Source organism: Pseudomonas sp. GT1P32, from assembly GCF_054897805.1.
Window position 1 is genome coordinate 4,809,002 of the sequence record NZ_CM142704.1, and the last position, 21,236, is coordinate 4,830,237.

The 21,236-nt window shown below is 60.7% G+C and carries 27 protein-coding genes; 9 read left to right on the plus strand and 18 right to left on the minus strand.

Annotated elements, in window-relative coordinates; genetic code table 11:
* Positions 1–117: 117 nt before the first annotated feature.
* Genes thiS through trmB form a run of 3 tightly spaced genes read left to right on the plus strand, consistent with a single transcriptional unit; the run spans position 118 to position 1,908 of the window.
* Positions 118–318 carry a sulfur carrier protein ThiS gene (thiS, locus tag ACYZUC_RS22005; protein ID WP_008026157.1) on the plus strand — a complete coding sequence of 67 codons (201 nt, stop codon included), beginning with the start codon at positions 118–120 and terminating at the stop codon, positions 316–318.
* Positions 319–378: 60 nt separating this feature from the next.
* Positions 379–1,173, plus strand: a complete 795-nt coding sequence (locus tag ACYZUC_RS22010; protein WP_008036703.1) for a thiazole synthase — start codon at positions 379–381, stop codon at positions 1,171–1,173.
* A 9-nt stretch (positions 1,174–1,182) separates the two neighbouring features.
* Positions 1,183–1,908 (plus strand): tRNA (guanosine(46)-N7)-methyltransferase TrmB, encoded by a 726-nt coding sequence (gene trmB, locus ACYZUC_RS22015; RefSeq protein ID WP_008026161.1) that lies wholly within the window; start codon positions 1,183–1,185, stop codon positions 1,906–1,908.
* A gap of 120 nt (positions 1,909–2,028) precedes the next feature.
* Here trmB and ACYZUC_RS22020 read toward each other — a convergent pair whose 3' ends face one another.
* The 9 genes from ACYZUC_RS22020 to ACYZUC_RS22060 form a co-directional block, all read right to left on the minus strand.
* Positions 2,029–2,352 carry a DUF3392 domain-containing protein gene (locus tag ACYZUC_RS22020; protein ID WP_008026163.1) on the minus strand — a complete coding sequence of 108 codons (324 nt, stop codon included), beginning with the start codon at positions 2,350–2,352 and terminating at the stop codon, positions 2,029–2,031.
* 22 nt (positions 2,353–2,374) lie between these two features.
* Entirely contained in the window at positions 2,375–3,580 is a 1,206-nt protein-coding gene (gene hemW, locus ACYZUC_RS22025) for a radical SAM family heme chaperone HemW (RefSeq protein ID WP_461990362.1), read from the minus strand.
* Positions 3,577–4,173, minus strand: a complete 597-nt coding sequence (gene rdgB, locus ACYZUC_RS22030) for an RdgB/HAM1 family non-canonical purine NTP pyrophosphatase (RefSeq protein ID WP_461990364.1) — start codon at positions 4,171–4,173, stop codon at positions 3,577–3,579. Before rdgB ends, hemW begins: the two co-directional genes overlap by 4 nt.
* A complete protein-coding gene (locus tag ACYZUC_RS22035) occupies positions 4,170–4,604 on the minus strand; it encodes a DUF4426 domain-containing protein (protein ID WP_461990365.1) in 435 nt (144 codons plus the stop codon). Before ACYZUC_RS22035 ends, rdgB begins: the two co-directional genes overlap by 4 nt.
* A gap of 26 nt (positions 4,605–4,630) precedes the next feature.
* Complete coding sequence (gene metW, locus ACYZUC_RS22040) at positions 4,631–5,251, minus strand: methionine biosynthesis protein MetW (RefSeq protein ID WP_008036692.1); 621 nt, start codon at positions 5,249–5,251, stop codon at positions 4,631–4,633.
* Between the two features lie 7 nt (positions 5,252–5,258).
* Positions 5,259–6,398 carry a homoserine O-succinyltransferase MetX gene (gene metX / locus ACYZUC_RS22045; RefSeq protein ID WP_461990367.1) on the minus strand — a complete coding sequence of 380 codons (1,140 nt, stop codon included), beginning with the start codon at positions 6,396–6,398 and terminating at the stop codon, positions 5,259–5,261.
* Between the two features lie 210 nt (positions 6,399–6,608).
* The gene (locus ACYZUC_RS22050; RefSeq protein ID WP_008026173.1) at positions 6,609–7,196 is read right to left on the minus strand and encodes a YggT family protein; all 588 of its coding nucleotides are present in this window, start codon (positions 7,194–7,196) and stop codon (positions 6,609–6,611) included.
* 24 nt (positions 7,197–7,220) lie between these two features.
* Entirely contained in the window at positions 7,221–8,039 is an 819-nt protein-coding gene (gene proC, locus ACYZUC_RS22055) for a pyrroline-5-carboxylate reductase (protein ID WP_461990369.1), read from the minus strand.
* Between the two features lie 24 nt (positions 8,040–8,063).
* Positions 8,064–8,750 carry a YggS family pyridoxal phosphate-dependent enzyme gene (locus ACYZUC_RS22060; protein ID WP_461990371.1) on the minus strand — a complete coding sequence of 229 codons (687 nt, stop codon included), beginning with the start codon at positions 8,748–8,750 and terminating at the stop codon, positions 8,064–8,066.
* Positions 8,751–8,807: 57 nt separating this feature from the next.
* Between ACYZUC_RS22060 and ACYZUC_RS22065 the strand changes: the two genes are divergently transcribed.
* Positions 8,808–9,842 carry a type IV pilus twitching motility protein PilT gene (locus ACYZUC_RS22065; protein ID WP_461990372.1) on the plus strand — a complete coding sequence of 345 codons (1,035 nt, stop codon included), beginning with the start codon at positions 8,808–8,810 and terminating at the stop codon, positions 9,840–9,842.
* Positions 9,843–9,974: 132 nt separating this feature from the next.
* Here the strand turns inward: ACYZUC_RS22065 and ACYZUC_RS22070 are convergent, their stop codons facing one another.
* Positions 9,975–10,595, minus strand: a complete 621-nt coding sequence (locus ACYZUC_RS22070; protein ID WP_461990374.1) for a C40 family peptidase — start codon at positions 10,593–10,595, stop codon at positions 9,975–9,977.
* A 250-nt stretch (positions 10,596–10,845) separates the two neighbouring features.
* Here ACYZUC_RS22070 and ACYZUC_RS22075 point away from each other — a divergent pair, with 250 nt between their 5' ends.
* A complete protein-coding gene (locus tag ACYZUC_RS22075; RefSeq protein WP_392892248.1) occupies positions 10,846–11,277 on the plus strand; it encodes an NINE protein in 432 nt (143 codons plus the stop codon).
* 110 nt (positions 11,278–11,387) lie between these two features.
* Here the strand turns inward: ACYZUC_RS22075 and ACYZUC_RS22080 are convergent, their stop codons facing one another.
* From ACYZUC_RS22080 to ACYZUC_RS22115, 8 genes are all read right to left on the minus strand, one after another.
* Positions 11,388–12,659, minus strand: a complete 1,272-nt coding sequence (locus tag ACYZUC_RS22080) for a dihydroorotase (RefSeq protein WP_461990376.1) — start codon at positions 12,657–12,659, stop codon at positions 11,388–11,390.
* Positions 12,656–13,660 carry an aspartate carbamoyltransferase catalytic subunit gene (locus ACYZUC_RS22085; protein WP_008026189.1) on the minus strand — a complete coding sequence of 335 codons (1,005 nt, stop codon included), beginning with the start codon at positions 13,658–13,660 and terminating at the stop codon, positions 12,656–12,658. Before ACYZUC_RS22085 ends, ACYZUC_RS22080 begins: the two co-directional genes overlap by 4 nt.
* A 27-nt stretch (positions 13,661–13,687) precedes the next feature.
* On the minus strand, positions 13,688–14,191 hold the full coding sequence (gene pyrR / locus ACYZUC_RS22090) for a bifunctional pyr operon transcriptional regulator/uracil phosphoribosyltransferase PyrR (RefSeq protein ID WP_008026190.1): 504 nt from the start codon (positions 14,189–14,191) through the stop codon (positions 13,688–13,690).
* A gap of 82 nt (positions 14,192–14,273) precedes the next feature.
* Positions 14,274–14,711 carry a Holliday junction resolvase RuvX gene (gene ruvX / locus ACYZUC_RS22095; protein WP_007945492.1) on the minus strand — a complete coding sequence of 146 codons (438 nt, stop codon included), beginning with the start codon at positions 14,709–14,711 and terminating at the stop codon, positions 14,274–14,276.
* A complete protein-coding gene (locus ACYZUC_RS22100; protein ID WP_461990378.1) occupies positions 14,711–15,283 on the minus strand; it encodes a YqgE/AlgH family protein in 573 nt (190 codons plus the stop codon). The genes ruvX and ACYZUC_RS22100 overlap by 1 nt, the downstream gene beginning before the upstream one ends.
* Positions 15,284–15,486: 203 nt before the next feature.
* Positions 15,487–16,386 (minus strand): energy transducer TonB, encoded by a 900-nt coding sequence (locus tag ACYZUC_RS22105; protein ID WP_008026197.1) that lies wholly within the window; start codon positions 16,384–16,386, stop codon positions 15,487–15,489.
* Positions 16,387–16,463: 77 nt separating this feature from the next.
* Positions 16,464–17,417 (minus strand): glutathione synthase, encoded by a 954-nt coding sequence (gene gshB / locus ACYZUC_RS22110; RefSeq protein WP_008026199.1) that lies wholly within the window; start codon positions 17,415–17,417, stop codon positions 16,464–16,466.
* 75 nt (positions 17,418–17,492) lie between these two features.
* Positions 17,493–17,663: a hypothetical protein gene (locus ACYZUC_RS22115; protein ID WP_157214348.1), complete on the minus strand. Its 171-nt coding sequence runs from the start codon at positions 17,661–17,663 to the stop codon at positions 17,493–17,495.
* On the opposite strand from ACYZUC_RS22115, the gene pilG reads away from it, so the two are divergent.
* The 4 genes from pilG (at position 17,652) to ACYZUC_RS22135 (ending at position 21,212) form a co-directional block, all read left to right on the plus strand.
* Complete coding sequence (gene pilG, locus ACYZUC_RS22120) at positions 17,652–18,056, plus strand: twitching motility response regulator PilG (protein WP_008026200.1); 405 nt, start codon at positions 17,652–17,654, stop codon at positions 18,054–18,056. The genes ACYZUC_RS22115 and pilG overlap by 12 nt on opposite strands.
* A 57-nt stretch (positions 18,057–18,113) precedes the next feature.
* Positions 18,114–18,479 carry a twitching motility response regulator PilH gene (pilH, locus tag ACYZUC_RS22125; RefSeq protein ID WP_008068134.1) on the plus strand — a complete coding sequence of 122 codons (366 nt, stop codon included), beginning with the start codon at positions 18,114–18,116 and terminating at the stop codon, positions 18,477–18,479.
* A 10-nt stretch (positions 18,480–18,489) separates the two neighbouring features.
* The gene (locus ACYZUC_RS22130) at positions 18,490–19,023 is read left to right on the plus strand and encodes a chemotaxis protein CheW (protein WP_461990381.1); all 534 of its coding nucleotides are present in this window, start codon (positions 18,490–18,492) and stop codon (positions 19,021–19,023) included.
* 131 nt (positions 19,024–19,154) lie between these two features.
* Positions 19,155–21,212: a methyl-accepting chemotaxis protein gene (locus ACYZUC_RS22135; protein ID WP_461990383.1), complete on the plus strand. Its 2,058-nt coding sequence runs from the start codon at positions 19,155–19,157 to the stop codon at positions 21,210–21,212.
* Positions 21,213–21,236: the final 24 nt, after the last annotated feature.

Genomic DNA, 21,236 nt, shown 5'->3' on the forward strand with positions numbered 1-21,236 from the left:
CGACGCCTTCGCGGGCAAGCCTCGCTCCTACAAGGCCCACGACATGACGAATGGCTTGGGTCGCCAAGACTGATCGGGCTAGAATGCCAGCCCCTAAAAATGATGACGGCATCCGGCATGCGCATTCAGTTGAACGGCGAATCCCTTGAACTGCCCGACGGTGAAACCGTTGCGGCCCTGCTGACCCGTCTGGAATTGACCGGACGCCGGGTAGCGGTCGAACTCAATCTGGATATCGTCCCGCGCAGCCAGCATGCGGACACCACATTGAACGACGGCGATTCCGTCGAAGTGGTACACGCCATCGGCGGCGGCTAGTCGCCCGGCCCGCAAGGGCACAGAATTCTGCAAGAACCTCACCCCTACAGAGGATTTCCCATGAGCATCGTTCGTAGCGACAAGCCCTTCGTCCTGGCCGGTCGTACTTACCAGTCGCGTTTGCTGGTAGGCACCGGCAAATACCGCGACATGGAAGAAACCCGCCTGGCCATCGAGGCCTCGGGTGCCGAGATCGTCACCTTCGCCGTGCGCCGCACCAACCTCGGCCAGACCCCGGGCGAACCGAACCTGCTCGAAGTCCTGTCGCCGGATCGCTACACCTTCCTGCCTAACACCGCCGGTTGCTTCGACGCTACCGAGGCTGTGCGCACCTGCCGCCTGGCCCGTGAGCTGCTCGGTGGCCACAACCTGGTGAAGCTGGAAGTGCTGGCGGACCAGAAAACCCTGTTCCCCAACGTGATCGAAACCCTCAAGGCCGCCGAAGTGCTGGTCAAGGAAGGCTTCGACGTGATGGTCTACACCAGCGATGACCCGATCATCGCCCGTCAACTGGCGGAAATCGGCTGCATCGCGGTCATGCCGCTGGCCGGTCTGATCGGCACGGGCCTGGGGATCTGCAACCCGTACAACCTGCAGATCATCCTCGAAGAGGCCAAGATTCCCGTGCTGGTGGATGCCGGTGTCGGTACCGCTTCCGACGCCACCATCGCCATGGAGCTGGGTTGCGAAGCGGTGCTGATGAACTCGGCCATCGCCCATGCCCAGCAGCCGATCATGATGGCTGAAGCCATGAAACACGCCATCGTTGCAGGCCGCCTGGCCTACCTCGCCGGCCGCATGCCGAAAAAACTCTATGCCAGCGCCTCTTCGCCGCTGGATGGTCTGATCAAGTAAGAGCCATTGATGACTGAATCAAACGACACGCCAATCCAGACGGAAGAAGGCGACGAGCGCCAACACCGCCGCATCAAGAGTTTCGTGATGCGCGCCGGGCGCATGACCGAAGGCCAGCAAAAAGGTCTGGAGCAGGGCACGCCGCTGTTCGTGCTGCCATTGGCCGACGCGCCGGTGGACTTCGACCAGGTGTTCGGTCGCTCGGCACCGCGTTCGCTGGAAATCGGTTTCGGCATGGGCCATTCGCTGCTGGAAATGGCCGCTGCTTCGCCGGAACAGGATTTCATTGGCGTGGAAGTGCACCGTCCGGGTGTGGGCGCGCTGCTCAATGGCGTGCTGACTCAGGGCCTGACCAATCTGCGGGTCTACGATTGCGACGCGATCGAAGTGCTCAACCGTTGCGTGGCCGACAACAGCCTCGATCGCCTGATGCTGTTTTTCCCGGACCCATGGCACAAGAGCCGCCACCACAAGCGTCGTATCGTTCAGGCGTCGTTTGCTGAACTGGTGCGCAGCAAGTTGAAGGTCGGCGGGATTCTGCACATGGCCACTGACTGGGAACCGTACGCTGAATACATGCTGGAAGTGATGAATGTCGCGCCGGGTTATCGCAACCTCGCCGAAGACGGCAAGTGCGTACCGCGCCCGGCCGAGCGCCCGATCACCAAGTTCGAACGCCGTGGCGAACGACTTGGGCATGGCGTGTGGGACCTGAAGTTCGAAAAACAGTCCTAAGCATCACGCTACAAACCTGTAGGAGCCAGCTTGCTGGCGATGGAGTGTCAGACACATCAATGTTGACTGACACTCCATCGCCAGCAAGCCGGCTCCTACAGGTTTTTTTGTGTCTGGAAATCAGCGGCGGTCGGCGACTACGCCGATGAGCACCAGGACCACCAACAACACCGGCGCCAGGCTGTAGTTGTTGAACTGGCTCAAACCACGAACGATCCACGGTGTGGCGTAGATCAGCGCGGCACCGCTGCCGATCATGCATACCAGCGCGAGCAACGGGACGCGCAAAGCGCCGGCGATGCTGCCCAGGCGTTGATCGATCCAGGCTTTGATGTCCGCGCCGAACAGCACCAGCAAACAGCCCACCAGCGCCAGAGAGATTTCCGACAGGTTGCTGCGGCTCCAGCGGGAGACGGTGGCGAGCAGGTCGAGTATCAAATCCATTCGTTTTCCCTTAAGGCTGAAATCAGCTCAGAAATGTTTGCAGCAAGTCATTGAGGAACAATTGCCCGCGCTCGGTGGCCGCCAGACGTGACGGTTCGACCTGCAACAGACCGCTTTGTTCGGCTTCGCGGCGGCCTTCGGCTAGGCTTTCCAGGCTCAGCCCGGTGCGCTCCGGATACAGCCGCGATTCGACCCCCTCAGTCAGGCGCAAAGCGTTCATCAGGAAATCGAACGGCAGTTCATCGTTGGTCAGCGCTTTCTCGCCAGCCTTGAAGCTTTTTGCCGGGTTCAGGTAATCCTTCGGCAGGCGTGTCTTCCAGGTGCGTACGATGCGCCCGTCTGGATGACTGAGCTTGCCGTGGGCGCCGGCGCCGATGCCGATGAAGTCGCCGAAGCTCCAGTAATTGAGGTTATGCCGCGCCGGACGACCGGGCAGGGCATACGCCGAGACTTCGTATTGTGCGTAACCGTGTTCGGCGAGCAGCGCCTGGCCAGCCTCCTGAATGTCCCACAGCGTGTCGTCTTCCGGAAGCACAGGCGGCTGGTTCCAGAACACCGTATTCGGCTCCAGCGTCAGCTGATACCAGGACAAGTGGGTCGGCTTCAGGGCGATGGCCTGGCGCAGATCACTCAGGGCGTCGTCCAGCGACTGATCGGGCAAACCGTGCATCAAGTCCAGGTTGAAGTTATCGAACCCGGCCTGGCGCGCCATGCCGGCAGCACGCACCGCTTCATCGCCGTTGTGAATCCGTCCCAGAGCCTTGAGTTTCTCTTCCTGGAAGCTCTGGATGCCGATCGATAGCCGATTGATGCCCAGCGCGCGGTAGGCCACGAACTTCTCTTGTTCGAACGTGCCCGGATTGGCCTCCAGGGTGATTTCAATGTCGCTGGCAAACGGAATCCGTTGCTCGACGCCTTTGAGCAAGCGGCCCAAGGCTTCGGCGCTGAACAGGCTCGGCGTGCCGCCACCAAAGAAAATCGAGCTCAACTCGCGGCCGTAGACCGCGTGCAGATCCTGATCGAGGTCCGCCAGCAAGGCGTCGACGTACTCTTCTTCCGGCAGCACCGGGCTGGCGGTGTGGGAGTTGAAGTCGCAATAAGGGCATTTGCGCACACACCACGGGATGTGGATGTACAGCGCCAGGGGCGGCAGCACGGGAAGCGCGGCCCGAGGCGATTGTGCGCCGCCGCCGAAGATCAGCGGTGACGCGGATGAGTCGTGGGTCATATCAAGCCTAGACGCTGGCGCAGCAGATCCATTGCTCGGGCGCGATGACTGATGAGGTTCTTCTCGCTCGGGCTCAGCTCGGCGCTGGAGCAATCGCGCGACGGTACCCAGAACAACGGGTCGTAGCCAAACCCGTGTTCGCCGCTGGCGGCGTGCAGGATACGCCCATGCCACAGCCCTTCGCAGAGGATCGGCAACGGATCGTCAGCATGACGCACCAGCGCCAGCACACAAACGAACTGCGCGCCGCGCTCGGCTTCCGGCACGTCCTTCATAGCGTCGAGCAATTTGGCGTTGTTCGCCGCATCGCCTTTGCCGTCAGCGTAACGAGCCGAGTAGATGCCCGGTGCGCCACCGAGAAAATCCACCGCCAGCCCGGAATCGTCGGCCAGCGCCGGCAGGCCGGAAATGCGCGCGGCATTGCGGGCCTTGAGAATGGCGTTCTCGACGAACGACAGACCGGTTTCTTCAGGCTCGACGCTGCTGAACTCGCCGATCGAGCGCAGTTGCACCGAGTCGCCGAGCATGGCCTGGAGTTCCTTGAGTTTGCCGGCGTTGTGGCTGGCCAGTACGAGTTGCGTGAAATTGATCATTCGCCGGGGAAAAGCTCTTGGTTGAAATTGATGGTGTTGATTTTGTCACCGGTCTGCACCTTGATCTCGAAGGTGCGGATTTCCTGCTGATCGACCGGGTATTGCGCGATGTAGTAGACCGCGCCTTGTTCGGTGATCTGCTTGAATTTCAACGGCACACTTTGGCTGGTGAGGTCTTTGACCGTGCCGCTGACGTCAGAGATCAGCGGTTTGCCATCCTTGATCACCGAAACGTTGATCACGCCCTGGTTCTTGCTGCGGATCAGCTCGGCCGATTTGGCGATGTCCGGTGTCAGGAACGTGGAGTTGAAGGTGTTGTAGTGCACCGTCACATCACCGAATTTTTCCTGGCGCTCACCTTTGATGGCATCGGCGGCCATGGCGGTGACGCTCAGGCAGGCAGTGAGTAAAAACAGCGCTATACGACCCATGATCGTTCTCCTTGGAATGTCGTGGTTCAGACCGCGACCTTGTGATCCTGCAGTCCTGGACTGCTGACGCGGTAAATACCGATCTCACCTAACAGATTAGGCCATAGCTTACTGGCCCACCCGTGCCGATGCTGTTGATCCACGGCAAGCCGATCAATGACCTTGGCTTCACGTTCGCGGCAAAGTGCTTCAAAGTCTTCGAAGGTGCAGAAGTGGATGTTCGGCGTGTTGTACCAGGTGTACGGCAGAAACTCGGACACCGGCATCCGGCCCTTGCTCGCCAGGTACCAGCGGCAGCGCCAGTGACCGAAGTTGGGGAAGGTGATGATGCATTGGCGACCGACCCGCAGCATTTCGTCGAGGATCTTGTCCGGGTAGTGCACGGCTTGCAGCGCCTGGGTCATGACCACGACGTCGAAACTGTTGCTGGCAAAGTTGCCCAGGCCCTTGTCCAGGTCCTGCTCGATCACGTTGATGCCCTTGGCCACGCACTCGGCGATGTTGTCCGCGTCGTTTTCCAGGCCATAGCCGGTGACTTGCTTGTTGTCGCGCAGCCACGTCAGCAGCTCGCCGTCACCGCAACCGAGGTCGAGCACGCGGCTGCCGGCGGGGATCCATTCCTGGATGATTTCCAGATCAGCTCTCATGGCTTTCTCACAACGTAATGCGGTTCATGTAATTGCTGAACGCCTGCAGATAGCGCGGGATCGGAATCAGGAAGGCATCGTGGCCTTGCGGAGCGTCGATCTCGAGGTAGCAGACGTCTTTCTTGGCCGCCATCAGCGCGTCCACCAGTTCCCGCGAGCGGGCCGGGGAGAAGCGCCAGTCGGTGGTGAAGGACATCACGCAGAACTTGGCCGAAGCGCCGGCGAAGGTTTTCGCCAGGTCATCGTCGAAGTTTGCCGCCGGGTCGAAGTAGTCCAGCGCCTTGGTCATCAGCAGGTAAGTGTTGGCATCGAAACGCCCGGAGAACTCTTCGCCCTGATAACGCAGGTAGCTTTCAACCTGGAACTCGACGCTGTGGAAGTCGTAGTTGAGCTTTTCGCTCTTCAGGCCGCGGCCGAATTTTTCGCCCATCGAGTCATCGGACAGATAAGTGATGTGCCCGACCATCCGCGCCAGCATCAAGCCGCGCTTGGGGATCACGCCGGCTTCCTGGAACGAACCGCCGTGGAATTCGGGGTCGGTGAGGATTGCCTGGCGTGCGACTTCGTTGAAGGCGATGTTCTGTGCCGACAGTTTCGGTGCCGAGGCAATGGCCAGGCAGTGACGAATGCGATCCGGGTAGCTGATGCTCCATTGCATCGCCTGCATGCCGCCGAGGCTGCCGCCAATCACGGCGGCCCATTGGCTGATGCCGATCCGGTCGGCCAGACGCGCCTGGCTGTGCACCCAGTCTTCCACGGTCAGCACCGGGAAATCGGCGCCGAACGGCCTGCCGGTTTCCGGGTTGATGCTGCTCGGGCCGGTGGAGCCGTTGCAACCGCCGAGGTTGTTCAGGCTGACCACGAAGAACTTGTTGGTGTCGATCGGTTTGCCGGGGCCGATGCAGCTGTCCCACCAACCGGGTTTGCGGTCGTCGGGGCTGTGGAAGCCGGCGGCGTGATGGTGACCGGACAAGGCGTGACAGATCAGCACGGCGTTGCTCGCCGTGGCGTTCAGCGTGCCGTAGGTTTCGTAAATCAGGTCATACGCTGGGAGCGAACGGCCACAGGCCAAGGCCAGGGGTTCACTGAAGTGCGCCACTTGCGGCGTCACCAGACCAACAGAATCGGCGGGAAAGGCAGTTGGCATCGACCCTGCTCTCGTTGAAATGAGGCGTAAGTCTAAAGACCGGTGGGGTTAGCGGCAAGCAAAGGCCGGGCCTGATTTCATTCAGTTGAATCGAGGTGCTACATTCGCGGGCAAGCCTCGCTCCTACAGGTAATGTGTCGTTCGCCAATATCGCGATCGGCTCTAAATCTGTAGGAGCGAGGCTTGCCCGCGAAGAACGATGACGCGGTATCAGATCAAACCGAGCAGCCCTTGAGGCATGAGGGCAAAGTACGCCAGTCGCGGAATCAGCCAGCTTTGCAGCAACTGGATCACGATAAACGCGAAGATCGGCGAGATGTCGAGGCCGCCCAGGTTCGGAATGATCCGGCGGAACGGGGCCAGTACCGGTTCAGTAATCTGCGCGACCAGCTCGGCGCCCGGATTGTGGCTCCCCGGCGCGACCCAGGACAGAATCACGCTGATGATCATCGCGTAGAACAGGATGTTCAAAAACAGCGAGAACAGCGCAATCAGCGCCCACGGCACCAGCAGCACCCAGTCGACCATGAAGCCTTTGAGCGACACGATGACCGCGATCAGCAGCATCTGCACGATCAGCGCCAGCACCAGTGACGACATGTCCAGCCCGAACATGCTCGGGATGACCCGGCGCAGCGGCTTGAGCAGCGGCTGGGTAGCCTTGACGATGAACTGGCAGAGCGGGTTGTAGAAGTTCGCCCGGACCAGTTGCAGGATGAAACGCAACAGAACAATCAGCAGGTACAGGCTGCCCAGGGTCTTGATGATGAAAATGGCAGCGTCGTTGAGTCCTAGCATCATTTATTCCTTTGTAAGGGCTGATTAGCGGCCGAGCTGCTCAGCCATCTCGGCCGAGCGGTGCGCAGCGGCGCCGAGTGCTTTTTCTACCAGCGCTTCGAAGCCGCCAGCCTGGAACGATTTGATTGCAGCTTCTGTGGTGCCCGCCGGCGATGTCACACGGCGACGCAGTTCAGCCGCGTCGACATCGCTGGCAACCGCCATGTGTGCGGCGCCCAAGGCAGTTTGCAGGGTCAGTTGGGCCGCGATGTCCGCCGGCAGGCCGAGCTTCACGCCGGCGGCGGTCATGGCTTCGATCAACAGGAAGAAATACGCCGGGCCCGAGCCGGAGACGGCGGTGACGGCGTCCAGTTGCTGCTCTTCATTCAGCCACAAGGCGATGCCAACGGCCGACAGCAGTTCTTGCGCCTGTTGGCGCTGTTCTGCGGTGACTTCGGCGGTGGCGAACAAACCACTCACACCCTGACGCAGCAGCGCCGGGGTATTGGGCATGCAGCGCACGATCGGTTGTGCGCCGAGCCAGTTGTTCATGCTGGCGCAGGTGATGCCGGCGGCGATGGACACCACCAGTTGATCCGGTTTCAAGCTCGGGCGAATCGCTTCGCACACAGCTTTCATCGCTTGCGGTTTGACCGCCAGAACGACCACGTCGGCGCCTTGAATGGCCTCGGCGTTGTCAGCGAATACTTCGATGCCGTGTTCGGCGTTCACTTTGGCGCGGGTTTCCGCGCCCGGATCGCTGGCGCGGATCTGCGCGGCGTCCAGACCTTTGGCGCGCAGGCCGCCGATCAGGCTGGCGGCCATGTTGCCGGCACCGATAAAGGCAATACGAGTCTTGCTCATGTCAGGTCCTTATAAAGAAAGCCATCAAGGCTGGCTGTAATCGCGAGCGCCAAACAGGGCCGTACCGATACGGACCCATGTGGCGCCTTGAGCGATGGCCGACTCAAGGTCGTGGCTCATGCCCATGGAAAGTGTGTCGAGCGGCAGGTTCAGGCTGGCTTGCAGACTTTGCACGGCAGCAAAAGCGGCGTCCTGGGCGGCGCGATCTTCCGTCGGCTCGGGAATCGCCATCAGCCCGCGCAGCTTGATGCGCGGCAGTTCGCTGATGGCATTGGCCAGGGCCGGCAGGTCGGCCGGGGTGCAGCCGGATTTGCTGGCCTCGCCGCTGACATTGACCTGGATGCAGATGTTCAGTGGCGGCAGATCGGCAGGGCGTTGTTCGGACAGGCGTTGTGCGATTTTCAAGCGATCCACAGAATGCACCCAAGCGAAGTGCTCGGCGATAGCGCGAGTCTTGTTCGATTGAATGGGGCCGATGAAGTGCCAGATCAAGGGCAGGTCGGCCAATTCGAGCTGTTTGCCCAGGGCTTCCTGCAGGTAGTTCTCGCCAAAGTCGCGCAGGCCGGCGGCATGCGCTTCGCGCAGGGCCTTGGCGGGCTTGGTCTTGCTCACGGCCAGGAGCTGAACGCTGTGTTCGTCACGGTGGGCGGCGAGGGCTGCAGCCCGGATGCGTGAACTAACCAGGGCTATGTTGTCTGCTATCGTGGACATTCAAGAGGCGCCAGCGGGTCTGAGGTTGGCGGCATTCTACTGGAATTGAGGAGTGCTATGGATATCACTGAACTGCTGGCGTTCAGCGCCAAACAAGGAGCGTCCGACTTGCACCTGTCGGCAGGCCTGCCACCGATGATTCGCGTCGACGGCGATGTGCGGCGCATCAATCTGCCAGCCCTGGATCACAAGGAAGTTCAGGAGCTGGTCTACGACATCATGAACGACACCCAGCGTGTGGATTTCGAGAAACACCTGGAAACCGACTTTTCCTTTGAGGTGCCCGGTGTCGCGCGTTTCCGGGTCAATGCGTTCAACCAGAACCGTGGCGCCGGCGCGGTGTTCCGGACCATTCCGTCGAAAGTCCTGAGCATGGACGACCTCGGGATGGGGGAAGTGTTTCGCAAGATTACCGACTCCCCCCGTGGCCTGGTACTGGTCACCGGCCCGACCGGTTCGGGCAAGTCCACCACCCTGGCGGCGATGATCGACTACCTGAACAACCATCGTCATCACCACATCCTGACCATTGAAGACCCGATCGAATTCGTCCACGAATCACGCAAATGCCTGATCAATCAGCGCGAAGTCCATCGCGATACCCGTAGCTTCGCCACCGCCTTGCGCTCGGCGTTGCGGGAAGACCCGGATGTGATTCTGGTGGGCGAGATGCGTGACCTGGAGACTATTCGCCTGGCGCTGACGGCTGCCGAGACCGGCCATCTGGTGTTCGGCACGTTGCACACCACGTCGGCGGCGAAAACCATCGACCGGGTGGTGGACGTGTTTCCGGGGGATGAGAAGGCCATGGTGCGTTCGATGTTGTCCGAGTCGCTGCTGGCAGTGGTATCGCAGACGCTGGTGAAGAAGATCGGCGGCGGGCGGATCGCGGCGCACGAAATCATGCTGGGAACGTCGGCGATCCGTAACCTGATCCGCGAGGACAAGGTGGCACAGATGTACTCGTCGATCCAGACCGGCGGGAATCTGGGGATGCAGACGCTGGATATGTGCTTGAAGGAGTTGGTGACCAAGGGCTTGATCAGCCGCGAGCATGCGCGGGAGAAGGCGCGGTCGCCGGATAATTTTTGACCGGTCCGAATACGCCTTCGCGGGCAAGCCTCGCTCCTACATTGGAATGCGATCACCTGTAGGAGCGAGGCTTGCCCGCGAAGGGGACGGCAGGTTCAAAGCAAAATCCCGGGTTGGGCCCGGGATTTCAGATCAGCGCTGAACAACCTGCAGCGTGTTCTTCTCTTTAGGCAGAACCCGCTTGGCAACCACGTAGTGGCTTTCCCAGTACGGTTTCTTCAAGGTGTCGATGGTCACCGACTTGCCACGGCGTGGTGCGTGGATGAAGCGGTCGTTGCCCAGGTAGATGGCGACGTGATTGACCCGACGGCTCTTGATGTTGAAGAAAATCAGGTCGCCCGGCTTCAGGTCGCCGCGTTCGACTTTCTCGCCATGACCACTGGCCATGGCGTTCGAGGTGCGCGGCAGGTCAAACGTGGCGTCGTTGAACGCGTATTTCACCAGGCCACTGCAATCGAACCCTTTACTTGGGCTGCTGCCGCCCCAACGGTAAGGTGTACCGAGGACGTTGACGGCACGGCTCAGCACATTGCTGCTTTCCTTGGTCGCCATCGGCGGGACAAACTTGCTGTTGGCTTTGCTCAGCGAAGTCGATTGTCTGGCAGTTTGTTTGTTTTTGCTCGAAGGAGCAGAAACATGGGATTTAGGGGTGTAACCATTAACGTTAGGAAGACGTTGCTCACGATTGGTGGCGTGGGCGGCCAGTGGCATCAAAAGGCAAATGGTTAGCCATGTCTTGAAAAATGGACGCATTAGGCAAGGCTCGTGTTGGTTAGCGCGAAACTTTATAACAGCTTTTTTTGTCATTCCGAGGCCGTTGGTCGATTCAACCTGGCGGTCAACGGAGCCCAATACGCGGCAAATAGACGCAATTGTCGGACAGAAGTCAGGTGCTATAAGGGTTTGACGGGAGACACGGTAGCATTTGCCATACGTCGGCCACCTGTAAAAAAGTCACAAAGAATTCAAGAATATTTATCTATCGTGTGATTCGAGGCCATTCATGAACACCTATCAACACCCCGTTCCACATCAAGATACCCACAGCAAAGTGATCGGTTACCTGCTGTGGATTTTCGGTTTTACCGGTGCTCACCGCTTTTATTACGGCAAACCGGTGACCGGGACGATCTGGTTTTTCACCTTCGGTTTGCTGGGTATCGGCTGGCTGATCGACGTGTTCCTGATCCCGGCCATGGACCGTGAAGCGGACCTGCGTTTCACCGCCGGGCCTATCGAATACAACGTTGCGTGGATTCTGCTGACGTTTCTGGGAGTGTTCGGCGTGCACCGGATGTATCAGGGGAAGTGGATCAGCGGGTTGCTGTACCTGGTGACGGGCGGGTTGTTCTTTCTGGGGGTTTTGTATGACTTCTGGACGCTGAATGACCAGGTTTCCGTGCGTAACGCGCAGAATCGCGGCACCTTCCAGTAAAAGCATCGCCAGCAAGCCGGCTCCTACAATGGGTGTGTGGTGTCCGCAATTTCACGGTCAACCAATAAACCTGTAGGAGCCGGCTTGCCGGCGATGGGAGCGACGCGGTCTTAAGCCTGGTGGCTAACCCGCCCATCCACCAACGTGTAACGCACCACACCCGGCAAGCTATGCCCAATGAACGGGCAGTTCTCACCCTTGGACAACCAGGTTTCACCGGCCACGGTCGAAGCCGCTGGATCGAACAGCACGATATCCGCTGCGCCACCCACCGCCAGTTTCCCCGCCGGCAAGCGCAACGCTTGCGCAGGCCCGGCACTCAGGCGTGCCAGCAACGTCGGCAGATCGAGCAAACCGTCTTCCACCAGCGTCATCGCCAGCGGCAGCAACAGTTCAACGCTGCTGATCCCTGGTTCGGTCGCACCAAACGGCGCCAGTTTGGCGTCCCGTTCATGGGGCTGGTGATGACTGGAAATCGCCGAAACCACCCCGGACTTCACCGCCTCACGCAAGCCATCGCGGTCTGCGCGGGTGCGCAGCGGCGGCTGGACGTGATAAAGGCTGCTGAAGTCGATCAGCGCTTCATCGGTCAGAATCAGTTGGTACAGGGCGACATCCGCCGTCACCGGCAATCCGCGTGCCTGGGCCTGAGCAATCAGGGCCACGCCGCGAGCGCTGGTCAGCTGGCTGAAGTGCGCGCGCACGCCACTTTGCTCGACCAGCAGAAGGTCACGGGCCAGCGCCACGGTTTCTGCGGTTTCCGGAATACCCGGCAAGCCGAGGAAACTGGCGGTCGGACCTTCATGAGCCAGGCCACCTTCGGCCAGATCATGGTCCTGCGAGTTGAAAATCACCGTCAGGTCAAAGGTCGCCGCGTACTCCAGCGCCCGGCACAGCGTGCGGGTGTTGCGGAAGCTTTCCAGACCGTTGCCGAAGGCCACACAGCCGGCATCGCGCAGGGCAACGAGTTCTGCCAGTTGCTCACCGTCCAGGCCTTTGCTCAGGGCGCCAATCGGGAACACCTTGGTGTTGCCGGCCTCGCGGGCGCGGTCGAGGATCAGTTCGGCCACGGCCGAGGTGTCCAGCACCGGTTTGGTCTTCGGTGGGCAGCACAGGCTGGTCACGCCACCGGCGGCGGCAGCGCGGGTTTCGCTGACGATCGAACCTTTGCGGCTGTAGCCCGGCTCGCGCAGGGCGACGTTCAGGTCAACCAGCCCCGGTGCGGCGACCAGGCCTTGAGCGTCGATTGTATCGAGGGCAACAAAACCGGCGGGGGCGGCGCCAAGGGCGACGATCTTGCAGGCTTCGATGTGGATATCAGTCACTTGATCCAGCCCGCTGACTGGATCGATCACGCGGGCGCCGAGAATGCTGAGCTTCACTGAACGTTCTCCTGCTCGAATTGGCGCTGGGCAGTCTGCCCGCTCATGGCCATGGACAGCACGGCCATACGAATCGCGATGCCGTAGGTTACCTGGTTGAGAATCACCGAATGCGGACCGTCGGCCACCGCCGACTCAATCTCAACGCCCCGGTTGATCGGGCCCGGGTGCATGACGATGCAGTCCGGTTTGGCCCCGGCCAGGCGCGCGGTGGTCAGACCGAACAGGCGATAGAACTCGCCTTCGCTTGGCAGCAGGCCGCCGGTCATGCGTTCACGTTGCAGGCGCAACATGATCACCACGTCGACGTCTTTCAGGCCTTCGGTCATGTCGGTGTAGACCTTCACGCCGTATTGCTCGATGCCGATCGGCAGCAGGGTTTTCGGCGCGATCACGCGGATGTCCGGGCAGCCGAGGGTTTTCAGCGCCAGCATGTTCGAGCGCGCCACCCGCGAGTGCAGGATGTCGCCGACGATGGCCACGGAAAGGTTTTCGAAGCTGCCCTTGTGCCGACGGATCGTCAGCATGTCGAGCATGCCCTGGGTCGGGTGCGCGTGACGGCCGTCGCCGCCGTTGATGATCGCCACTTGCGGGCATACGTGTTCGGCGATGAAGTGCGCAGCGCCGGAATCACCGTGGCGCACGACGAACATGTCGGCGGCCATGGCTTCCAGGTTACGCAGGGTGTCGAGCAGGGTTTCGCCCTTGCTCGCCGACGATGTCGAGACGTTGAGGGTGATCACGTCCGCCGACAACCGCTGGGCCGCCAGTTCGAAGGTGGTGCGGGTGCGGGTGGAGTTCTCGAAAAACACGTTGCACACGGTCTTGCCGCGCAGCAACGGGACTTTCTTCACCGCCCGGGCGCCGACTTCGAGGAACGAGTCGGCGGTGTCGAGGATTTCCGTCAGTAGCTCGCGGCGCAAACCGTCGAGCGAGAGGAAGTGGCGCAGCTGGCCCTGATCATTGAGCTGCAGCGGGCGCTTGGTTTCTAGAGGCGTCATCGCGAGGGGGACTCTCAATAGGGCGAATTAAAGGGCGAGGTCTTGCAGTTCGAGCTTGAGTTCCGGGCCGGACAGCTTCACGCGCTCGTGGGCGGCCAGCGACAAAGTCGCGCCGACCACGTTCGGGCGGATCGGCAGTTCACCGGCGTCCAGATCCAGCAGGCACACCAGCGTTACGCTGGCCGGGCGGCCGTAGTCGAAGAGTTCGTTCATCGCGGCGCGGATGGTGCGGCCGCTCATCAGCACGTCGTCGATCAGCACCAGGTCCTGGCCTTCGATCTCGAACGGCAGCGCAGAAGGGCGCACCTGCGGGTGCAGGCCGTTCTGGCTGAAATCGTCACGGTAGAAAGACACGTCCAGGGTGCCGAGCGGCGCGTCGCTGCCCAGTTCTTCGAGCAACGCCTGGGCAACCCAGACGCCGCCGGTACGAATACCGATGTAGCGCGGTTCGCTGATGCCACGGTGTTCCAGATGTGCCTTGAGACGGATCGCCATCTGGCTGATCAGTTCGGCGGGATTGGGCAGGCTCATGGTTGCTCCTTCTTGGGCCCGGGCCGGGTGCTGCTGGAGGTGGCTCGGGTTGTCGCTATAGAGAGACGCTTGTTACGGCTCTTCAGGATTCGAACAGTGCGCTGTTTTCATCGAGCCAGCCTTGCAGCAGCAGGGCGGCGGCGATGGCGTCGACCGGGTTGTCGCGGTAACTGCCCTTTTGCCCGCCGCGATCACGTCGTTCGCCCTTGGCTTCAAACGTGGTCAGGCGTTCATCGTGGGTATAGAAGGGCAGGTTGTAGCGGCCATTGAGGCGGCGGGCGAACTTCTCGGCGCGCAGGCACATGTCGCTGGGCGTGCCATCCATATTCAACGGCAGGCCGACCACCACGGCATCGGGTTTCCACTCTTTGATCAGTGCTTCGACCTGATTCCAGTCGGGCACCCCGTTTTGTGCCTTCAAGGTGCACAGCTCGCGGGCCTGGCCGGTAATCACCTGGCCGACCGCCACGCCGATCTGTTTGGTGCCGTAGTCGAAACCCAGAATCAGCCGCAGGGCCATCAGGCGTGTCCCGCCTGGCTGGTGAGCAGGCTGAGGTTGACGCCCAGGTGCTTGGCCGCTGCTTCGAGGCGCAGTTCGCTGCTGGTGTTGAACAGGATGTCGGCATCGAAGGGGCAGGTCAGCCAGGCGTTCTGCGCCAGTTCGGCCTCAAGCTGCCCGGCTTCCCAGCCTGCGTAACCGAGGGCGATCAGGCTTTTGGCCGGGCCGACGCCATCGGCGATGGCGAACAATACGTCCTGGGAGGTGGACAACGACAGGTCGCCTTCCAGATCAACGGTCGCCTGAAACTGCTTGCCCGACGGGTGCAGGACAAAACCGCGATCGGTCTGCACCGGGCCGCCGATGAAGATCGGCACATGCTGGCAGAGCAGCGGCGGCTCGATATCGGGGCGCAATTGCTCGAGGATATCGGCCAGGTTCAGGTCTTGCGGACGGTTGACCACCAGCCCCATGGCACCATTGGCCGTGTGCTCGACGATGTAGGTCAAGGTGTGCGCAAAGTTCGGGTCGGCCATGTGAGGCATGGCGATCAGGAAGTGATGCTTGAGGTAGCTTGGGCTGACGTTCTTCATGAGCGCTAGTGTGGCGTTGGAGGGGCGAACTGACAAGCTGGGGATGCACAGGAAATGCCTGCGCGGGTGTCTTTTTGATGCCTGTTTGCTTGAGGGCCTCTTCGCGGGCAAGCCTCGCTCCTACAGGTTTGGCATGTTCCGCAAACCTGTAGGAGCGAGGCTTGCCCGCGAAGGCGTCGGTCAAAACAACCGCAATCCTTCGGTCAGTTGCTGGAGAGGCGATCCCCGCGTGCAAACTTCCACGTCCTGATGATTTCCAGTCGGTCGATGTCCGACAAATCCCCGGTAAACGGCGAAAACGGCGCAGCCAGCCGCACAATTCGCTGCGCTGCCTGGTCCAGCAGCGGTTGCCCGGATGACTCCAGTACCAAGACTTCAAAAAGCGAGCCGTCGCGGTTGATCGAGACCATCAAGCGCAAATTGCCGTAAATCTGTTTGCGCCGCGCTTCATCCGGGTAATTGAGGTTGCCGATGCGCTCGACCTTTTTGCGCCATTCATCCTTATACCAGGCGCCTTTGTCGCGCATGGTCGAGGCCGCGCTCAGGCGGTGGATGCGCGGGCGCTTGGCGTACAGCTGTTGTTCGTTGGCCAGTTCCGCCTCGAGGCTGGCGATGTCGCTGGACAGTTGCTCACTGTCGAACGTCGGCGCGGCGATGGCGGGTTTGGTGGCAGGTTTGGGCTCTTCGGTCTTGGCCGCTGCTTTCTTCGGCTTCGGTGCGACGGTGGTCACGGCAGCCTTGGGCGCTGCTTCCTGCACTTCAGGCTTGGCGGCCGGCGGTGGCGTGACTTTTTGCACCTTGTTGTCCTGGAACGGCGCGACCTCGGTGGTCTTGGGAATCGCCTTTTTATCCAGGGTGCCGCTGCCTTCCTGATTTTCCTGCGCGAGGAAGTCGGCCTTCGCCGGTTTCTTTTCGCTCTTGAAGGTGGCGAGGGTGATTTCCAGGGTTTTGCTGATTTGCTTGGGTTCGACCATCGTAAAGCCGACGCCCAACAGCAAGGCCAGGTGAATCAACGCCGCGAGAAACAGGGTAAATCCGAGGCGATCGGCCGGGCGCACGCCACGATGGGCGAGTTCAGCGGGCAGATCGGACGGAAGTGTCATGACAAGAAAACCAACATCGCGTTTTTCAGAGGCCGCGCATGATAGCGCAATGTTGGTTTCATCTTGGGTGTTCTATATCAACGGGCCTTGAGCTTCTGATCGATGGCATCCATCAACAGGCCGCCGATGTCGGTGCCGAACGCGTTATCAATCTCGCGAATGCAGGTCGGGCTGGTGACGTTGATTTCCGTCAGGTGCTCGCCGATCACGTCGAGACCTACGAACAGCAGGCCTTTCTCGCGCAGGGTCGGGCCGACCTGGGCAGCGATCCAGCGATCCTTGTCGCTCAGCGGACGGGCTTCGCCACGACCACCGGCGGCGAGGTTGCCACGGGTTTCGCCGGCCGCCGGAATCCGCGCCAGGCAATAATCCACCGGCTCGCCGTCGATCATCAGGATGCGTTTGTCGCCGTCCTTGATCGCCGGCAGGTACGCCTGGCCCATGATCTGCTGGGTGCCCAGCGCGGTCAGGGTTTCCAGGATCACCGACAGGTTCGGATCACCTGCGCGGTGACGGAAGATCGAGGTGCCGCCCATGCCGTCCAGCGGCTTGAGGATCACATCGCCATGTTTGGCGGCGAACTCACGCAGCACATCGGCGCGGCGGCTGACCACGGTCGGCGGCGTGCACTGCGGGAACAATGTGGCGAACAGTTTTTCATTGCAGTCACGCAGGCTCTGCGGCTTGTTGACCACCAGCACGCCCGCGCGCTCGGCTTGCTCCAGCAGATAAGTGGAGTAGACAAACTCCATGTCGAACGGCGGATCCTTGCGCATCAGGATCACGTCCAGATCGCTCAGCAGCGCGTCGGTCTCGTCTTCCAGCTCGAACCATTTTTCCGGGTTGGCGAAAACTTTCAGCGGCCGCATCCGCGCCCGGGCTTCACCTTCGCCTTGATACAAGTCGCGCTGTTCCATATAGAACAGTTCCCAGCCGCGCTTCTGTGCGGCCAGCAGCATGGCCAGCGAGCTATCCTTTTTATAGGAGATGCTGGCAATGGGATCCATGACAATCCCGACGCGAACGCTCATGGGTTTTTCCTCGAATTTGGGGGCCGGAGCGGCTTTGAAAAAGTGGCGTCAGAGTGGCGCTGAGTGTGTTCCCGGTCAAGGAAAAACCACTTCAAAGGACGCCCGATAGATTGCATTTGGAGACTGTGCTAAAAAGGCTGCCATGTCGTGCTGGCCCTTGAGTATCAAGGGTTTCAAGCCGCCGGTAACCGGAAAACGGACAATTTGATTCGCAAAGGCGACGGTAGAGCATTTATGGGCCAGCATTCCAGCGCCTTGAAGGTCATGGTGATCGACGATTCGAAGACGATTCGTCGCACCGCCGAAACGCTGTTGAAGAATGTGGGTTGTGAAGTCATTACGGCCATCGATGGTTTCGATGCGCTGGCGAAGATTGCCGATCATCATCCCGGCATCATCTTTGTCGACATCATGATGCCGCGTCTGGATGGCTATCAGACCTGCGCTTTAATCAAGAACAACAGTGCGTTCAAGTCCACGCCAGTGATCATGCTGTCGTCCAAGGACGGGCTGTTCGACAAGGCCAAGGGGCGCATCGTCGGCTCCGACCAGTTTTTGACCAAGCCTTTCAGCAAGGAAGAACTGCTTAACGCGATCCAGGCCCATGTACCGGGCTTCGCCGCCGTTTTGCCGCAGTAGGACACGCACAGTGACGCTCGGCCAGCGGGCCCGGCGTCGACAAGAATGGGGAAAACCATGGCACGTATTCTGATCGTCGATGATTCGCCGACCGAAATGTACAAACTGACCGGCATGCTGGAAAAGCACGGTCATGAAGTGTTGAAAGCCGAAAACGGCGCCGACGGCGTGGCCCTGGCCCGTCAGGAGAAACCTGACGCGGTACTGATGGACATCGTCATGCCCGGCCTCAACGGTTTCCAGGCGACCCGTCAGTTGACCAAAGACCCGGAAACCGGGCACATCCCGGTGATCATCATCACCACCAAGGATCAGGAAACCGACAAGGTCTGGGGCACGCGCCAGGGCGCCAAGGATTACCTGACCAAACCGGTCGACGAAGAGACCCTGATCAAAACCCTGAACAACGTGCTGGCCGGTTGATCACCCGACCATGACCGAGTCGTTGACCGCCTTCGAACTGCTGCTGCAGATCGACCAGCGCTGTCGTCTGCTGGCGGCGGATCTGCCGTCGCAGCCAACCCGACAGGACAGTTGGAGCGGTATCGGTTTTCGTTTGGGCGAGGCTTGGTACGTCGCGCCGATGGGTGAAGTCAGCGAAGTCCTGCATGAGCCGCGCTTTACCCAGTTGCCGGGGGTCAAGCCTTGGGTCAAGGGCGTGGCCAACCTGCGTGGGCGCTTGCTGCCGATGATGGATTTGAGTGCTTTCTTCGGGCACGAATTGTCGGCGGCGCGCAAACAGCGGCGGGTGCTGGTGGTGGAGCATAACGACGTGTTTGCCGGGTTGATGGTCGATGAGGTTTTCGGCCTTCAGCACTTTGCCCAGGACAGTCTGGAACCGGTGGATAACTTGAGTGGCCCGATTGCACCGTTCATCAAGGGCCGGTTTCAGCGTGAGCAGAATTGGCAGGTGTTCAGCCCGTTCGCGCTGGCGCAGTCACAAAGCTTCATGCACGTAGCGCTGTAACCTTTGTAGGAGCGAGGCTTGCCCGCGAAGAACGATAACGCGGTATTCCTGCAAGACCGCTTCGCCTGCTTCGCGGGCAAGCCTCGCTCCTACAGGGGCTTGGGTGAATTGGGTAGCACAGGCGAGGACCGATGATAAAAGCAAAAACAGGCAAGCCAGAAGGATCGCGCAGCCGCTCGCAGATCATCGCGCTGTTCATCGCGCTGATTGTCTTCATCATGCTGCTGTTCGCCAACTTCGCTTACCTCAACACCCAGGCCTCGTACGATAAACAGTACATCGGCCACGCCGGCGAGTTGCGCGTGCTGTCCCAGCGCATTGCCAAAAACGCGACTGAAGCCGCCGCCGGCAAGGCTGCGGCGTTCAAGTTGCTCAGCGATGCGCGCAACGATTTTGCCCAGCGCTGGGGCTATCTGAAGAAAGGCGACCCTTCCACCGGGCTTCCGCCGGCACCGTCCACCGTGCGCCCGGAAATGCGCGCCGTGCAGCTGGATTGGGAACGCGTGCTGAAAAACACCGACGCCATCCTCTCCAGCGAACAGACGGTTTTGTCGCTGCATCAAGTCGCCGCCACCCTGGCTGAAACCGTGCCGCAGTTGCAGGTCGAGTACGAAAAAGTCGTCGAAATACTCCTGCAACGCGGTGCGCCCGCCGCTCAGGTAGCGATGGCCCAGCGTCAGTCTTTGTTAGCCGAACGTATCCTCGGCGCGGTGAACACTGTGCTGTCCGGCGACGAAAATTCGCAACAGGCCGCCGACGCGTTTGGCCGCGACGCCGCGCGTTTCGGCCTGGTGCTCACGGGCATGCTCCAGGGTAATCCGGCACTGAAAGTCAGCCAGGTCGAAGACCACGATGCCCGTGCCCGCTTGATCGAGATTTCCGAGCTGTTCGAATTTGTCTCGGGTTCGGTGGATGAAATCCTCGAAACCTCGCCGGAGCTGTTCAAGGTCCGCGAATCGGCGACCAACATATTCAGCCTGTCGCAAACCCTGCTCGACGAAGCCTCGCACCTGGCCTCCGGGTTCGAAAATCTCGCCGGCGGGCGCAATACAGACACCATTGGTGGCTACGTACTGGGTCTGGCGGCGCTGATGTCGATCATCCTTATCGGGATGGTGATGGTGCGCGAAACCAATCGTCAGTTGCGCGAAACCGCCGAGAAGAACGAGCGCAACCAGAACGCGATCATGCGCCTGCTCGACGAGATCGAAGACCTGGCCGACGGCGACCTGACCGTGACCGCTTCGGTGACCGAAGACTTCACCGGGACCATCGCCGATTCGATCAACTATTCCGTGGACCAGCTGCGCGATCTGGTGGCAACAATCAACCTCACCGCCGGCCAGGTCGCCGCCGCCGTGCAGGAAACCCAGGCCACTGCCATGCATCTGGCACAGGCCTCGGAGCATCAGGCGCAACAAATCAGCGAAGCCTCCACCGCGATCAACGACATGGCGCAGTCCATCGATCAGGTGTCGGCCAACGCCGCCGAATCCTCGGCGGTGGCTGAGCGCTCGGTGGAAATCGCCAACAAGGGCAACGAGGTGGTGCACAACACCATCCACGGCATGGACAACATTCGCGAGCAGATCCAGGACACCGCCAAGCGCATCAAGCGCCTGGGCGAGTCTTCGCAAGAGATCGGCGACATTGTCAGCCTGATCGATGACATTGCCGACCAAACCAACATCCTTGCACTCAACGCTGCGATCCAGGCCTCCATGGCCGGTGATGCCGGGCGCGGTTTTGCGGTGGTGGCCGACGAGGTGCAACGGTTGGCCGAACGCTCGTCCGCCGCGACACGGCAGATCGAAACCCTGGTGCGGGCGATCCAGGCCGACACCAATGAAGCGGTGATTTCCATGGAGCAGACCACCACCGAAGTGGTGCGTGGCGCGCGTCTGGCGCAGGATGCCGGTGTGGCTCTGGAAGAAATCGAAGGCGTATCGAAAACCCTCGCGGCGTTGATCCAGAGTATTTCCAACGCGGCACAACAGCAGACGACTTCGGCCGGGCAGATTTCCCTGACGATGAACGTGATCCAGCAGATCACCACGCAGACCTCGTCCGGCTCCACCGCCACGGCTGAGAGCATTGGCAACCTGGCGAAAATGGCCAGCCAGCTGCGACGCTCGGTGTCCGGTTTCACCTTGCCGGCCGCCAAGGCGCAGACTGTGGACAAAGTGTGAAGCGCCCGAGGGCGTTCGAACGAT